Origin of the sequence: Polaromonas sp. UC242_47 (assembly GCF_044452385.1) — a bacterium.
In the GTDB taxonomy this organism is placed as follows: domain Bacteria; phylum Pseudomonadota; class Gammaproteobacteria; order Burkholderiales; family Burkholderiaceae_C; genus Polaromonas.
Map to the genome: position 1 here is coordinate 3737179 of NZ_JBIOAO010000001.1, position 15271 is coordinate 3752449.

Sequence of the window (15271 nt, forward strand, 5' to 3'; positions counted from 1 at the left end):
AGGCCATGGTCAGACCCTCCCAACTCCTTTATCCGCAGCGCGAACCCGCGCCCACCCGCCCCGCCGCCACCGTGCTGCTGTTGCGCGACAGCGCGCAAGGCATTGAAGTGCTGATGACACGGCGCTCCATGACGGCGAGTTTTGCGCCCGGCGCCTATGTGTTCCCGGGCGGCGGCATCGATGCGGCCGATGCCGCCGCGCATACCAAGTCCACGCGCCGGCCCAGCCAAAGCGATTTGCATTTGACACAGGCCATCGCCGCCATCCGCGAAAGTTTTGAAGAGCTGGGCGTGTTGCTGGCCCGCCATGCCGACGGCAGTTATGCCAGCACCGCCGACATTGCCGCTTTGGACCGCAAAGCCCCGTTTGCCGCGCAATGCCAGACACGCGGCCTCACACTGGCCGGCGACCAGGTGTTTGTGCTCGCGCACTGGATCACCGACCGCGACCTGCCGCGCCGCTTCGACGTGCCCTTCCTGGTTGCACGTATGCCCGAGGGCCAGGAGCCGGTGGCCGACGAAGCCGAGCAGTTCGAGCCGGTCTGGGTGCGGCCGGCCGATGCGCTGGCGCGGCATGAGGCGGGCAGCTTTTTTATCATCTTCCCGACCATACGCACCCTGCAGCGCCTGCAACACTTCAAGACCGTGGATACGGTGCTGCAGGCCTGCGCGAGCGAACAGCCGCTCTGGACTTCGTGCCCGCGTGCCGGTTTTCTGGCCGGCGCCGAGGCGCGTTACATGGAACACGAATCACCCTTTGGCGAACTGGCCCTGACCAGCCCCGACGGCCAGATGGTGCACACGCTGGACTGGCAGACCACACAGCCTGTGTCCCTGCTGAAAAACGTCATGCGCCTGACCGCGCCCAACCCCGGCGTGATGACCGGGCCGGGCACCAACAGCTACCTGGTGGGCGACCCGACGACGGGTTACATCGCCATCGATCCGGGTCCGGCCGATGCCGATCACCTGGCCCGCCTGTGGCGCGCCGCGGGCGGCGACATCCGCCAGATTGTGTGCACCCACTCACACCCCGACCACTCCCCCGGCGCCAAACCGCTGCAAGCCATGTGTGCCGGCCGACCGCCCATCCTGGGCCTGCCGTCCGCACCCACGGCGCGCGCCGCCAGTGCTTTCACGCCGGACCGCTCGCTACAAAATCAGGAGCTGCTTGCGCTGACGGGTCAAGGGCTAGAGGGCGAAATGATGCATACCCTGAAGGTAATACACACGCCCGGCCACGCCGCCAACCACCTGTGCCTGGTGCTGGTGGAAGATGGCCTGCTGTTCAGCGGCGACCACATCCTCAACGGCAGCACCACGGTGATCGACCCGCCCGATGGCAACATGAATGACTACCTGGACTCGCTGGACCGGTTGAGCCAGGCCTGCGACGAACACGGTATCGCGTTCATCGCGCCGGCCCACGGTTATGTGATCGGCGAGGCAAAAACCGCGATTGCCCAGCTCAAGGCTCACCGCCTCAAACGTGAGGCCAAGATCATCGGCGTGATGCAGGCTCAGCCGCAGGGCTCGATGGACGACTGGGTCGCGCTGGCCTATGACGACGTCGACCCCCGCATCTGGCCGGTCGCCAAACGTTCGCTGCTGGCGCATGTGGAACGGGTGCAGGCGCTTCAAGGTCTCTCCAACTAAACGGCGAAGCTCTGATGCCTCCATCCGCCCAAGCCCAGACGCTTCATTTGCCGCACCCGACCGCGCGGCGACGCGCGCTGCGGGTCATTGCGCTGTTTGAAGCCTTCAAAGGCCTGGCGGCGCTGGCGGCTGGCATTGGCCTGCTGGGTTTGTTGCACCGCGACGTGCACCAGCTCGCGACGGCACTGTTGTGGCACTTTCACCTCGACCCGAACACTCGCTACCCGGCCCTGTTGCTGCATTACGCCGACCTGCTGGGCGCGATCAATTTGCGCACCCTCGCCCCGGTGGCCTTGGCCTATATCAGCGTGCGCCTGCTGGAGGGCTATGGGCTGTGGCGGGAAAAAGTCTGGGCCGAATGGCTGGGCGCCTTGTCCGGGGCCTTGTATATCCCGCTCGAAATTGCGCACCTGCTGCACAAACCCACCTTGATCAACGCCGGCGTGTTGCTGGCGAATATCGTGGTGGTGGGTTTTTTAGCGTTTCAGCTCTGGCAACGAATGAAGAAAGGCCCCCACGCTTTGCACGCCGTGTAATGCACGGCCCCCGAGGGGGCTGGCGGACCGCACCTGACGATCACCGTGCCTGCTTTGACGCCGTTTGAATAAAGTGTGAAGCCCGCCGATAAGCCGGATTTTGTGCGCCTGGCCATCTTGCGATGACCCGGTGTGACCGCCATTAATCTGGGCCGGGGGTCGCCCACCCGGCTCGGTGCTACCTACCCGCCAGCTCTGCGGAACCACATCAACGCTGGCCTACTTGGTATTGCTGCGCGTAGAGATTGCCCGTTTCACCCGGACTTAACCGGCTCGTCTCTGTTGCTCTGATCCTCACCTCACGGTGGAGAGGTGTTACCTCCTACGCTGTCCTGTGCAGTCCGGACGTTCCTCCAGTGCTCCCTTTCGGGAATTGCACCAGCGGCGGTCTGGCAGGCTTCACGGGTCCGATTATCCGCGTTTTTTCGCAAGGCCTTTTATCAGCTATCAATTCAATAGCAAATCACGACCAAAGGATAAGCGCCGACCGCTTAAAATAGGCCCAGATCCGAAAAACAGATCCACGAAAGACCCCGACCCCATGATTCGCCTGAATGAACTCAAGCTCCCGCTCGACCACGCGGATGACGCCCTCCCCCTGCTGATCGCCAAAACACTGGGCATTGCCCCCGGCGACCTCCTCGGCCACAGCATTTACAAACGCAGCTACGACGCACGCAAGCAGAAACTGCTGCTGGTCTACATCGTTGACGTGCAGTTGTCCTCCCCCGAACTGGAAGCGCGTCTGCTCCAGCAGTTCGAAGCCAACCCGCACATCCGGCCCTCGCCGGACCAGAACTACTACCCGGTGACCCATGCCGATGCCACGCCTGCCGTGCGGCCCGTGGTGGTTGGTTTTGGCCCCTGCGGAATTTTTGCGGCCCTGTTGCTGGCACAAATGGGGTTTAAACCCATCGTCCTGGAGCGCGGCAAAAAGGTCCGCGAACGCACCAAGGACACCTGGGGCTTGTGGCGCAAAAAGATTTTGAACCCCGAATCCAATGTGCAGTTTGGTGAAGGCGGCGCCGGCACCTTTTCCGACGGCAAGCTTTACAGCCAGATCAAGGACCCGCGCCATCTGGGCCGCAAGGTCATGACCGAGTTCGTCAAGGCTGGCGCACCACCCGAAATTTTGCTGGTCAGCAAACCGCATATCGGCACCTTCAAACTGGTCAAGGTGGTGGAACACATGCGCGAACAAATCATCGCGCTGGGCGGCGAGGTGCGGTTTGAGCAACGCGTGAGTGACGTGTTGATCGAAGATGGGCAGATGCGCGGCCTCACCGTGCAAAACCTGAACGATGGAACCAATTACGAGTTGCGCGCCGACCACGTGGTGCTGGCGCTGGGCCACAGTTCGCGCGACACCGTCAGCATGTTGCACGAACGCGGCGTCTACATGGAAGCCAAACCCTTCTCGGTGGGTTTCCGCATTGAACACCCGCAAGGCCTGATTGACCGCGCGCGGCTGGGCCAACACGCCGGCCACCAGCTGCTGGGCGCGGCCGATTACAAGCTGGTGCACCACGCGAGCAATGGCCGCTCGGTCTACAGTTTTTGCATGTGCCCGGGCGGCACGGTGGTGGCTGCCACGTCGGAAGTCAACCGCGTCGTGACCAACGGCATGAGCCAGTACTCGCGCAACGAACGCAATGCCAACGCCGGCATTGTTGTCGGCATTTCACCGGCCGATTACCCTGGCGGGCCGCTCGCAGGGATTGAATTTCAGCGCCAGCTCGAATCCCACGCCTTCACCCTGGGCGGCAGCAACTACGAAGCCCCCGGGCAACTGGTCGGCGACTTTGTGGCGGGCCAAGCCTCGACGCAACTCGGCAGTGTGGAACCCTCCTACAAACCCGGCGTGCGCCTGACCGACCTGGCCAGCGCCCTGCCGGAGTATGCGATCACGGCAATGCGCGAAGCAATTCCGGCCTTTGGCAAAAAAATACGTGGTTTCGACATGCACGACGCGGTCCTGACCGGTGTGGAAACACGCACCTCGTCCCCGCTCAAAATGACACGCGGCGACAACTTCCAGAGCCTCAACGTCAAGGGCTTGTACCCGGCCGGCGAAGGCGCCAGCTACGCGGGCGGCATTTTGTCGGCTGGCGTGGACGGCATCGAGGTGGCCGAGGCTGTCGCGCGCAGCATCACGGGCGCAGCCTGAATCGTCAGGGGGCCCGCATGACCGACAATCTCTTCACACCTTTCGGGCCGCGCTAACATCCGGCCAGGCTTTTTTTCCAGTTTGGCGTGCTGCCAGGCATTTGCCCCTTGCGACCCGGACCCCTCCGGCCGCAGCCCAACCACCCATGATCTGAAGCGACGACATGACCGACACCCCTTCCGCCACGCCCAACAACACGCGCCGTCCCGACCGCCGGCGCCGGCCCGCCCCGACACAGCAGAAGGCACGCCCGGTCAACCCGGTGCTGGAGCGCCTGTTCGAGTTTTACCCCAAGCTGTTTGGCGCACAATTCCTGCCGCTCAAACTCGGCGTGTTCCAGGACTTGCTGGCCCGCCATCCCGAGGAGTTCAAAAAGGACGAGCTCAAGCTGGCCATGGGCCAACATGCGCGCTCCACGCCCTACCTGGAAAGTGTGGCCGCCGGCCATGCGCGCCACGACCTTGATGGCAACCCGGTGGAGCCGGTGGCGCCTGAGCATGTGCACCATGCGATCCTGGAGCTGTTTCGGCGCCGCCAGGCCCGCTCGCGCGAGGACCTGCGTCCCCGCTTGCGCGAGCGCCTGATGCAGGCCGTGGAAGCCTCAGGCCTATCGCGCGAGGATTACGTCCTGCTGGTGCGGGTGCAGGACGAAGCCACCAATGCCTTGCTTGACGACGCCCTGGCCGAACTGGGCGTGCAGGCGGCCAAACGTGAAGCCCTGCTGCGCGCCTTCGACGCCAGCGGCCGCACGGAAGCCGAATTTGCCGACATGTACGGCATGGACCCGGCCGAAGTCAGCGCCACCCTGGCGCGCGTGCGCCAGGAACAAGCCGCCAACACTACCAGCGCGGCATAAAAAAGCCGCTGCGGTCTGCAGCGGCTTTTTCAATCACGGTCAGCTTTTAAACCTGGCCGGGTTGCGCGTTTTGCAACGCGGCAATACGTTCTTCAATCGGCGGGTGGGTGGCAAACCACTTGCCGATGTTGCCGGTGATACCCATGGCTGCTACCGCCTTGGGCAACTCGCCGGGCACCATGCCGCCCAGACGGGCCAGCGCGTTGATCATGGGCTGTTTGCGACCCAGCAGTTGCGCCGCACCGGCATCGGCACGGAACTCGCGGTGCCGTGAGAACCAGGCGACCACAATCGCCGCAGCAAAACCGAGCACGATGTCCAGCACGATGGTGCTGACGTAATACCCAATGCCCGGGCCGGAGTTGTTGTTGTCGCCCTTGCGCAAAAAGCTGTCCACCGCATAACCGATCACGCGGCTGAGGAAGACCACAAAGGTGTTCATCACGCCCTGGATCAAGGCCATGGTCACCATGTCGCCATTGGCCACGTGGGCGATCTCATGGCCAATCACCGCCTCGATTTCTTCCCGCGTCATGCCTTGCAGCAAACCGGTGGAAACAGCGACCAGCGACGAATTCTTGAACGCACCGGTGGCGAAGGCATTCGGTGCGCCTTCGAAGATGCCGACCTCGGGCATGCCGATTTGCGCTTTGTCAGCCAGTTTGCGAACGGTCTCGACAATCCAGGCTTCGTCAGCGTTTTGCGGATTGTTGATGATGCGCACGCCGGCGCTCCACTTGGCCACTGGCTTGCTGATCAAAAGCGAAATGATGGCGCCGCCAAAACCCATGACCAGCGCAAAACCGAGCAAGGCGCTCAGGTTCAGCCCGTTGGCCGTGAGGAAGCGGTTGACGCCCAGCAGGTTGGCGACGATGCCTAGCACCACCACCACCGCGAGGTTGGTCATCACAAATAAACATATACGTTTCATGGGTTCTCCGTGGGATCGGTGATTAAAGTCAGCCTTGCGCAAAACATGAGGGCAGCCAGGCCCATATCAAGTTGCGCAGACAGGCAGCCGATGTTTTCTGTTGTTCTGGGTTATTACGACAGCGGCCTCTGCGGCCGGAATACAAAGGAGTCATCATAAAAGGAAAAGTTCTCGTTATCCGGCCACCAGCCCGGCACACCCAGCACCGGCAAAGGCGCAAACGGCTTGCTCGCGAGTTTTTCCGCGCTCAGGTCCTGCGCCACCCAGGCGTCAAGATCCGCTACTGAATTAATAGCCGCTGGCGCCCGATACACATGGGCTGTGATCGGTTTTCGTGGTTCGACCAGCTTTTCCAGCAGCGCATGGCCAAACAGATACAGGCGGGCCTGGGCCCAGAGCGGCCGCAGTTTAATGAACAGCGTGGGCCAGTCCTTGGCCAGCAGCGCGTCCCACAGCGGCTGCGGCGCGCTCAACAAAGCGGCGTTTTCGTCAAACAAAGTCAGAGCATCGCGCACCGGGCCCCGTGTGGGCAAAATCCCCTGCGCCTCGATTTGCGCGGCCTGCAACTGGTTCAACCTTTGTTTGGTCTGCGGAAAACGCAGCCAGCACAAACCGTTGAAAAAATCATGCAGGTTGTCGCGTGTCGGACATTGCCGGCTGCGAAAAATATAGTCTTCATAAGCCAACTCGGCAGGCAATTCGTCCTGCGGCACAAACCGGACTGGCGCGCCCGCTTCGGCATTCAGCGCCTGCGCCAGCGGCATGCCGGCCGCTGCGCGCCGGGCGACTCGCTCGCCCGTTTCTTGCCAGCCCTGCAGCCAGGGCCGCTGCCAGTTTATGGCCTGCATGACGCCCCCATCGCACAAGGGCATCAAGCCTTGCCGGTGGCGCTCAGCCTCCAGGCCAGCGACTCACCCGAACGCAGCGGTTTGAGTTCGGCTTCACCAAACGCAAAACTCTCGGGCGGCATCCAGCTTTCCTTGGTCAGCGTGATCGTGCCCTGATTGCGCGGCAAGTTGTAGAAATCAGCGCCGTTAAAACTGGCAAAAGCTTCGAGCTGGTCCAGCGCGCCGGCCGCATCAAAGGCCTCGGCGTACAACTCCATGGCCGCATGGGCGGTGTAACAACCGGCGCAACCGGTGGCATGTTCTTTCAGATGTGCCGGGTGTGGCGCGCTGTCGGTGCCCAGGAAGAAACGGGGATTGCCACCGGTGGCCGCCTCGACCAGGGCAACACGATGGGTTTCGCGCTTGAGCACCGGCAGACAGTAATAATGCGGGCGGATGCCGCCGGTAAAAATGGCGTTGCGGTTGTACAGCAGATGGTGGGCCGTGATGGTGGCCCCCGTGAACTGGTCGGCATCCCGCACGTAATGGGCGGCGTCCTGGGTCGTGATGTGTTCAAACACGATTTTGAGCTCGGGGAAATCGCGGCGCAGCGGAATCAGCTGGGTGTCTATAAACACCGCCTCACGGTCAAACAGGTCGATCTCGGGCGAGGTCACCTCGCCGTGCACCAGCAGCAGCAGCCCTGCGCGTTGCATGGCTTCCAGTGTTTTGTAGGTTTTGCGCAAGTCGGTCACGCCGGCATCGCTGTTGGTGGTGGCGCCCGCCGGGTAAAGCTTGAGCGCGACCACCCCGGCGTCCTTGGCCCGCTGAATCTCGTCGGGCGGCAGGTTGTCGGTCAGGTACAAGGTCATCAGCGGCTCGAAGGCCACCCCCGGTGGCACGGCGGCCTGGATGCGTTCACGGTAGGCGACGGCCTGGGCGGCGGTGGTCACAGGCGGCCTGAGGTTGGGCATGATGATGGCGCGGCCAAACTGCGCGGCCGTATGCGGCACCACGGTGTTGAGCGCTTCGCCATCACGCACGTGCAAATGCCAGTCGTCAGGGCGGGTAATGGTGAGGGTGGAGGCTGAAGTCATGGGCTCAATTGTCGCACTGGTGGCGGCTGGGCGCGCCAGCGGCAGGCACCGGCGGCCGGGAGATTTCGTAAGTACACATAAGGAAAGTCCGGATGCCGCCAGCGCTCACCCGCCTATAGAATCACCGTCGGCCCCGCAGGCGGCTACCGCAGTTTCCGCGCAACTCCGGAGAAACATCCGGGCGGCTATCGATAATCGCGGCTACTCCAACTACTAGAAGCTTCATTCCCCATGCCTTCCCTGTCCGATGCTGGTCACGCGCCAGAAGCCACGCCTGTGCCCCCCGAGGCCGATGAACCCGTCAAGGTACCGCTCAAGATTGAAGACTGGCTGACCGTGCTGGTGATGGGAGCGCTGGCGCTGATCACCTTCGCCAACGTGATTGCCCGTTATTTCACCAGCCAGTCCTTTGCCTGGACCGAAGAATTTTCGGTGTTTTTGATGATTGTGCTGGCCCTGGTGGGCAGCTCGGCCGCCGTCGCGCGCGACCGGCATATCCGCATCGAGTATTTTTCAGACAGCGGCTCCATGGCCAGGCGCAAGACGCTGGCGCGTTTTGGCGCCGTCCTGGTGGCCCTGCTGTTTACGCTGATCGGCGTGTTGAGCATTCGCCTGGTGTGGGACGACTACCGCTTTGACGAAACCTCGCCGGGCATTGGGGTTCCGCAGTGGTGGTATTCGATCTGGCTGCCGATTCTGTCCTTCGGCATCGCCTTGCGTGCGGTGGGTCTCTTTATCCGCCGCGGACGGTCCGCATGATCGCCACGCTGCTTTTCCTGGGGTTTATCGCCATGATGCTGGTGGGCGTGCCGATTGGCGCGGCCCTGGGGCTGGCCGGCGCGGTGGCGATTGCACTGGCCAATGCCGATGCCCAGTGGATGGGCTTGCTCGCCGTGCCGCAAAATTTCTACGCCGGCCTGGGCAAGTACCCCTTGCTCGCCATTCCCATGTTTGTGCTGGTCGGCTCGATTTTTGACCGCTCCGGTGTCGCGCTCAGGCTGGTCAATTTTGCGGTGGCGATTGTCGGGCGTGGTCCCGGCATGTTGCCGCTGGTGGCGATTGCCGTGGCCATGTTTCTGGGCGGCATCTCGGGCTCAGGCCCGGCCTGCGCCGCGGCCGTGGGTGGCGTGATGATTGCGGCCATGAACCGTGCCGGTTACCCGGCGTCTTTTTCCGCCAGCGTGGTGGGTGCGGCGGCGGCGACCGACATTCTGATTCCGCCTTCGGTGGCCTTTATTATTTATTCGGTGCTGGTCCCGGGCGCTTCGGTACCCGCCCTGTTTGCCGCCGGCATGATTCCCGGCATCCTGGCCGGCCTGGCGCTGATCGTGCCGGCCGTCTGGCTCTCGCGCAAACACAAGATGGGCGCCCTGGAAGCCAGCATGCCGCGCCCGCCCTTCTGGGCCAGTTTCAAGGACGCCATCTGGGGTCTGGCCGCGCCGGTGCTGATCCTGGGCGGCATGCGGGCCGGCTGGTTCACGCCGACCGAGGCCGCTGTGGTGGCCGTGTTTTACGGTTTGTTTGTCGGCATGGTGATCCACCGCACGATTCAAGTGCGCGACCTCTTCCCCATTCTGCGGGAGTCGGGCGAGTTGTCCGCCGTGATCCTGCTGGTGGTTTCGCTGGCGGGCATTTTTGCCTATTCGCTCAACACGCTGGGCGTGATCGACCCGATCACCCGGGCCATCGTCTCTTCCGGCCTCGGCGAATACGGCATTTTGTCGCTGCTGATCCTGATGCTGATCACGGTCGGCATGTTCCTCGACGGCATCTCCATCTTCCTGATTTTTGTGCCCCTGCTGCTGCCGATTGCCCAGTTTTACCACTGGGACCTGGTCTGGTTTGGCGTCATCCTCACGCTCAAGGTGGCGTTAGGCCAGTTCACGCCGCCGCTCGCCGTCAACCTCATGGTCTCCTGCCGCATTGCCAATGTCCGCATGGAAGAAACCGTGCGCTGGGTGGTCTGGATGCTGGGCGCCATGTTCCTGGTGCTGGTGGCCGTGATTGCCTTCCCGGAACTGGCCTTGTGGCTGCCACGCAAGCTGGGCTACTGAGCTCGATGCATTAATACTTTGAAGTTGAACCCTGAAGTTTTTAAAAAGGAGACTGTTGCCATGAAATTCAAATCCATCCTCGGCCTTGCACTGGCCGCCACGGCGCTGGCCTTCACGGCTGGCGCCTCCGCGCAGACCTACAAGCCCGAATACAAGATGTCGCTGGTCCTTGGCCCGGCTTTCCCCTGGGGTAAGGGCGGCGAAATCTGGGCCAACATGGTGCGCGAGCGCACCCAGGGCCGCATCAACATCAAGCTCTATCCCGGCGTCTCGCTGATCCAGGGCGACCAGACGCGCGAATTCAGCGCAATCCGCCAGGGCGTGATCGACATGGCCGTGGGTTCGACCATCAACTGGTCACCACAGGTCAAGGAACTCAATCTTTTTTCGCTGCCTTTCCTGATGCCCGACTACGCGGCCATGGACGCTTTGACCCAGGGTGACGTGGGCAAGGAAATTTTCAAGGTCATCGACAAGGCCGGTGTCATGCCACTCGCTTGGGGCGAAAACGGTTACCGCGAAATCAGCAACTCCAAGCTGGCCATCAAAAAGCCGGAAGACCTCAAGGGCTTGAAAATCCGCGTTGTCGGCTCACCGCTGTTCCTGGACACCTTCACGGCACTCGGCGCCAACCCGACACAAATGAGCTGGGCCGACGCACAACCCGCGCTGGCCACTGGCGCGGTGGACGGCCAGGAAAACCCGATGGCGCTGTACACCGCCGCCAAGCTGCACACGGTCGCGCAGAAACACATCACGATGTGGGGCTATGTCGCCGATCCGCTGATTTTTGTTGTGAACAAGGACATCTGGGCCTCCTGGACCGAAGCCGACCGTGCCATCGTGAAACAGGCCGCCATCGATGCCGGCAAACAGGAAATCGCCATTGCCCGCAAAGGCCTGGCGGAAGCCGACCGCCCCCTGCTCAAGGAAATCTCGGCACTGGGCGTCACCATCACCCAGCTGAACCCACAAGAGCGCGAAGCCTTTGTGAAAATGACACGCCCGGTTTACGACAAATGGAAAAACCAGATTGGCGCCAACCTGGTCAACACGGCTGAGAAGTCGATTGCCGCACGCAAGAAATAAGCGTTGCTCAACCCCATGAAAAAGCCCCGGGTTCGGGGCTTTTTTCTGGGCGCCTCTCAAGTGCTTGCCGCGATTTACAGCAGGTAGTCGCCGCTTTCTTCGGGCTGAAACAGCAGGCTCATGATTTCAGCCGACGCCGGCTCGCCCTGCGGGCTGGCCCAGCGCGCCGTCTGCCCCACCGACAGCCCCAGCAAGGCGGCGCCCACCGGCGACAACACCGACACAAAACCCGTGGCCGGCTCGGCATCATGCGGGTAACACAAGGTCAGCTTGCGCTGTTCCCCGGTGTGTGTGTCAGCAATCAGCACCTGCGAATACATGGTCACGACATGGGGCGGTACGTCGTAAGAGGACACCAGCTCGGCGCCGTCGATCACATCGTCGATCGCGGCATCCGCGGCCGATGCCCGTCCGGAAGGATGGCGCAAAAGGTTGGAAATACGCACATGGTCCAATTCAGTCACGGTGCGCGACTGGGGTGTGGAAACTGACATGAAAAACTCCTGGATCAAGATAGCCCGGAACAGGCTTACCGGGCAAGCCACGCTGAGGTGGGGCCCGACGATCCAAAAGTAGCGCTAAACAAGAGGGGAAAGGGAATCGCCGGGCTCAGGAATGTGCAACCGGCTGATGCGGCCACTGGACCAGAAAACCCGCGCGCTCAGCCGCCAGCCCACGCACGGCCATCTGGGCTGTGAGAAGGCGCTTGGTGATGCGCAAGGTGATCAAGGAAGTGGCAGGCATGAGTGAGCATTATACGATTTGGCCTCAAGGAGAGGCCTTGGCGCTTAATGTTGCAGGATTTTGTTGAGAAAGTCCTTGGTACGGGCCTGGCGGTTTTCCGGGTGGTTGAAAAACTCGTCCTTGGAGCAGTCTTCCAGGATCTTGCCGCCCACATCCATAAAAATCACGCGGCTGCCGACCTTGCGGGCAAAACCCATTTCGTGCGTGACCACCATCATGGTCATGCCTTCCACGGCCAGGCCCATCATGCAGTCCAGCACCTCGCCGACCATTTCCGGGTCCAGCGCCGAAGTCGGCTCGTCGAACAACATGGCGATCGGGTCCATGCTGAGGGCTCGGGCAATCGCCACACGCTGCTGCTGGCCGCCCGATAGCTGGCCGGGAAACTTGTCCTTGTGCGCCATCAGGCCCACACGGTCCAGGTACTTCAGGCCGTGTGTCTTGGCTTCATCGGGCTTGCGGCCCAGGACCTTGACCTGGGCCAATGTCAGGTTTTCGGTCACGTTCAGGTGCGGGAACAGCTCGAAATTCTGGAACACCATGCCGACCCGGGAACGTAGCTTGGGCAGGTCGGTCTTGGGGTCGTGTACGGCCTGGCCGTCCACATAAATTTCACCCTTCTGAAAGGGCTCCAGCGCATTGATGGTTTTGATCAGCGTCGATTTGCCGGAACCGGACGGGCCGCAAACCACCACCACTTCGCCTTTTTTGATGCTGGTTGTGCAGTTGTTGAGCACCTGCACAGCACCGTACCATTTGGAAACTTCTTTGAGTTCAATCATCTTATTCTCCGGAGAGCTTGGGCATTTGTTAGCGAATGATGGCAATCTTGTTTTGCAGGCGCTTGACGATGTACGACAAGCCAAAACAGATCACGAAATAAACCACGGCGGCCAGCAGGTAGGCCTCTTCGGGCCGGCCATAAATTTTGCCGGCGGTGGTCAGGCCCTTGAGCAGGTCATAAGCACCGATGGCGTACACCAGCGAGGTGTCCTGAAACAGAATGATGGTCTGTGTCAGGAGAATCGGCACCATGTTGCGAAAGGCCTGGGGCAACACGATCAGGCGCATGTTCTGCGCATAAGTCATGCCCAGCGCCCGGCCCGCGTTGACCTGGCCACGCGAGATGGACTGGATACCGGCCCGCATGATCTCGCTGAAATAGGCGGCTTCAAACGCAATAAAGGTGATGATGGCCGAAATCTCCGAGCGGTTGTTGGCGCCCCCGGGAATCATTGCAAAAAATGCACTGGGCATCAGCAGGTAGAACCAGAGGATCACCATGACCAGCGGCACAGAACGCATGCCGTTGACGTAAAACGTCGCGGGAATCGTCAACAGCTTGACACCGGACAAACGCATCAGGGCCAGCACGGTGCCCAGAATAATGCCACCTATGGTGGCGATCACCGTCAGCTCTATGCTGAAGATGAAACCTTTCATCACGAACTTGGAAATGATGTCCCAGTTCAGGAAACTCATGTCGAGACCAAACATATCAGTGCCCCCCCACCGGTTGCACCGGCCACAACATAACCCGGAATCTGGAGCTTCTTCTCGACAAAAGCCATGACCCGGTTCACGGCAAAAGCCGATATCGCGTACAACACCGTCACGGCCAGGTAGACCTCGATACCGCGCGAGGTTTCTTCCTGGGCCTGCATGGCAAACATGGTCAGCTCGGCGATCGACACCGCAAAAGCCACCGATGAATTTTTAAGCAGGTTCATCGACTCGCTGGTCAGCGGCGGGATGATGATGCGAAACGCCATCGGCAAAATCACGTAACGGTAAGTTTGCGCCGTGGTGAAACCCATGGCCATGCCGGCATAACGCTGGCCACGCGGCAAGGCCTGGATGCCGGCCCGGATCTGCTCGGCGATACGTGCCGAGGTGAAAAAACCCAAGGCAAACACAACCAGCACAAACCCCGGCACCTGCTGCATGGACGGGAAAATTTTGGGCACAACAAAATACCAGATGAAAATCTGCACGAGCAAAGGCACGTTGCGAAAAAGCTCGACCCAGACATTGGCCAAGCGCACCAGCCACGGGCTGTTGGGCAAGGTCCGCAAGGTGCCCATCAGGCCGCCGGCCAGCATGGCCACCACCCACGAACTGCCGGCAACCGCCAGGGTCCAGCCCCAGGCGTCGAACATCCATTGCAGATAGGTCCGGCCGCTGCCATCGTCATTTAAAAATACTTGCCAATCCCAATTCATGCTCACTCCCGCCAGGAATTTCTTTCACACCACCACTCAACAAACAACAAACCCCGCCAGAACAGTCGCGGGCGGGGTTTGTTTGACTTCAGTTGCCAGGATTATTTCTTGGCGTAGTCTTCCATCGGCTTGTCGTTAGGCGTGGCCCAGGCAGCCTTGGTGCTGTCGCTGAGTGCCAGACCCACCTTGGTGTTTTTCGGAGGGATAGGCTGCAGGAACCACTTGTCCCACAACTTGGCCATGTCGCCGGCCTTGATCATGTCCTTGATGGTGTCGTCACCCAGCTTTTTGAAGGCCGCGTCGTTCTTGTGGATCATGATGGCGATGGGCTCGACGCTCAACACTTCACCGACGATTTTGTAATCGGCCGGGTTTTTGGCGGTGGCGATATTGCCGGCCAAGATGGAGCCGTCCATCACAAACGCATCAGCGCGGCCAGACTCCAGCAGCAGGAAGCTGTCCGAGTGGTCCTTGCCGAAAACTTCCTTGAAGTCGATGCCGGTGGCACGTTCGTTTTTACGTAGGGTTTGCACCGAAGTGGTGCCAGTTGTGGTGGCCACGTTTTTGCCGTTGAGCTGGGCAATCGAGGTGATGCCGGAGTTGGCTTTCACGGCGATGCGCACTTCTTCAACAAAGGTGGTGACCAGGAAAGCCACGTCTTTCTGACGGGTCACGTTGTTGGTGGTCGAGCCGCACTCGATGTCCACGGTGCCGTTTTGCACCAGGGGGATGCGATTTTGCGAGGTCACGGGCAGGTATTTGATTTCCAGCTTGCGGCCTGCGGCTTTTTCAAGGTTGGCAATCACGCGCTGGCAGATTTCAACGTGGTAACCGGCGTATTTGCCGTCACCCAGGGTGTAAGACAGGGCTCCCGAAGAATCACGAACACCCATGGTCACGACGCCGGAGGCCTTGACCTTGGCAAGGGTGTCCTGGGCCTGGGCAAATGCACCGGCGGAGGCCAAAACAGCAATGGCCAATGCGGCGAGTTTGATTTTCATAGGATTTCCTTTGTTGAAATGAAATAGTGAATGAACGACATTCTAAAGAGCGGCTACCCGGGCTAACCCCAAGGTTTACCCCAGCCTCTCAA

The 15271-nt window shown here is 61.1% G+C and carries 16 protein-coding genes and 1 other RNA gene; 7 read left to right on the forward strand and 10 right to left on the reverse strand.

Annotated elements, in window-relative coordinates:
- Positions 1-5: 5 nt before the first annotated feature.
- The gene (locus ACHMXK_RS18095; protein WP_397441905.1) at positions 6-1655 is read left to right on the forward strand and encodes an MBL fold metallo-hydrolase; all 1650 of its coding nucleotides are present in this window, start codon (positions 6-8) and stop codon (positions 1653-1655) included.
- Positions 1656-1669: 14 nt separating this feature from the next.
- Positions 1670-2191, forward strand: a complete 522-nt coding sequence (locus ACHMXK_RS18100; protein WP_397441906.1) for a DUF2127 domain-containing protein — start codon at positions 1670-1672, stop codon at positions 2189-2191.
- Between the two features lie 73 nt (positions 2192-2264).
- On the opposite strand, the gene rnpB is transcribed toward ACHMXK_RS18100, so the two are convergent.
- An RNA gene (rnpB, locus tag ACHMXK_RS18105) (RNase P RNA component class A) lies at positions 2265-2592 on the reverse strand.
- 140 nt (positions 2593-2732) lie between these two features.
- On the opposite strand from rnpB, the gene ACHMXK_RS18110 reads away from it, so the two are divergent.
- Complete coding sequence (locus ACHMXK_RS18110; protein ID WP_397441907.1) at positions 2733-4358, forward strand: NAD(P)/FAD-dependent oxidoreductase; 1626 nt, start codon at positions 2733-2735, stop codon at positions 4356-4358.
- Positions 4359-4521: 163 nt separating this feature from the next.
- Positions 4522-5214 (forward strand): ProQ/FINO family protein, encoded by a 693-nt coding sequence (locus ACHMXK_RS18115; RefSeq protein WP_397441908.1) that lies wholly within the window; start codon positions 4522-4524, stop codon positions 5212-5214.
- 46 nt (positions 5215-5260) lie between these two features.
- Here ACHMXK_RS18115 and htpX read toward each other — a convergent pair whose 3' ends face one another.
- The 3 genes from htpX to pyrC all read right to left on the reverse strand — a co-directional run bounded on the left by htpX (position 5261) and on the right by pyrC (position 8069).
- The gene (htpX, locus tag ACHMXK_RS18120; RefSeq protein ID WP_397441909.1) at positions 5261-6145 is read right to left on the reverse strand and encodes a protease HtpX; all 885 of its coding nucleotides are present in this window, start codon (positions 6143-6145) and stop codon (positions 5261-5263) included.
- Between the two features lie 113 nt (positions 6146-6258).
- Entirely contained in the window at positions 6259-6993 is a 735-nt protein-coding gene (locus ACHMXK_RS18125; protein WP_397441910.1) for a DUF3025 domain-containing protein, read from the reverse strand.
- 23 nt (positions 6994-7016) lie between these two features.
- Positions 7017-8069, reverse strand: coding sequence for a dihydroorotase (gene pyrC / locus ACHMXK_RS18130; RefSeq protein ID WP_397441911.1), 1053 nt, complete (start codon positions 8067-8069; stop codon positions 7017-7019).
- Positions 8070-8300: 231 nt separating this feature from the next.
- On the opposite strand from pyrC, the gene ACHMXK_RS18135 reads away from it, so the two are divergent.
- The 3 genes from ACHMXK_RS18135 to ACHMXK_RS18145 are packed head-to-tail and all read left to right on the forward strand — an operon-like array spanning position 8301 to position 11212.
- A complete protein-coding gene (locus ACHMXK_RS18135; RefSeq protein WP_397441912.1) occupies positions 8301-8828 on the forward strand; it encodes a TRAP transporter small permease in 528 nt (175 codons plus the stop codon).
- Complete coding sequence (locus ACHMXK_RS18140; RefSeq protein WP_397441913.1) at positions 8825-10123, forward strand: TRAP transporter large permease; 1299 nt, start codon at positions 8825-8827, stop codon at positions 10121-10123. The genes ACHMXK_RS18135 and ACHMXK_RS18140 overlap by 4 nt, the downstream gene beginning before the upstream one ends.
- Before the next feature lie 60 nt (positions 10124-10183).
- Positions 10184-11212 (forward strand): DctP family TRAP transporter solute-binding subunit, encoded by a 1029-nt coding sequence (locus ACHMXK_RS18145; protein ID WP_397441914.1) that lies wholly within the window; start codon positions 10184-10186, stop codon positions 11210-11212.
- Between the two features lie 74 nt (positions 11213-11286).
- Here ACHMXK_RS18145 and rnk read toward each other — a convergent pair whose 3' ends face one another.
- From rnk to ACHMXK_RS18175, 6 genes are all read right to left on the reverse strand, one after another.
- Positions 11287-11706, reverse strand: coding sequence for a nucleoside diphosphate kinase regulator (rnk, locus tag ACHMXK_RS18150; protein WP_397441915.1), 420 nt, complete (start codon positions 11704-11706; stop codon positions 11287-11289).
- A gap of 115 nt (positions 11707-11821) precedes the next feature.
- Complete coding sequence (locus ACHMXK_RS18155; RefSeq protein ID WP_397441916.1) at positions 11822-11956, reverse strand: hypothetical protein; 135 nt, start codon at positions 11954-11956, stop codon at positions 11822-11824.
- A gap of 44 nt (positions 11957-12000) precedes the next feature.
- On the reverse strand, positions 12001-12738 hold the full coding sequence (locus tag ACHMXK_RS18160) for an amino acid ABC transporter ATP-binding protein (RefSeq protein WP_318408225.1): 738 nt from the start codon (positions 12736-12738) through the stop codon (positions 12001-12003).
- 28 nt (positions 12739-12766) lie between these two features.
- Positions 12767-13453 (reverse strand): amino acid ABC transporter permease, encoded by a 687-nt coding sequence (locus ACHMXK_RS18165; protein ID WP_397441917.1) that lies wholly within the window; start codon positions 13451-13453, stop codon positions 12767-12769.
- Positions 13435-14178 (reverse strand): amino acid ABC transporter permease, encoded by a 744-nt coding sequence (locus tag ACHMXK_RS18170; RefSeq protein ID WP_397441918.1) that lies wholly within the window; start codon positions 14176-14178, stop codon positions 13435-13437. The genes ACHMXK_RS18165 and ACHMXK_RS18170 overlap by 19 nt, the downstream gene beginning before the upstream one ends.
- A gap of 101 nt (positions 14179-14279) precedes the next feature.
- Positions 14280-15179, reverse strand: a complete 900-nt coding sequence (locus tag ACHMXK_RS18175) for a transporter substrate-binding domain-containing protein (protein ID WP_397441919.1) — start codon at positions 15177-15179, stop codon at positions 14280-14282.
- Between the last annotated feature and the right edge of the window lie 92 nt (positions 15180-15271).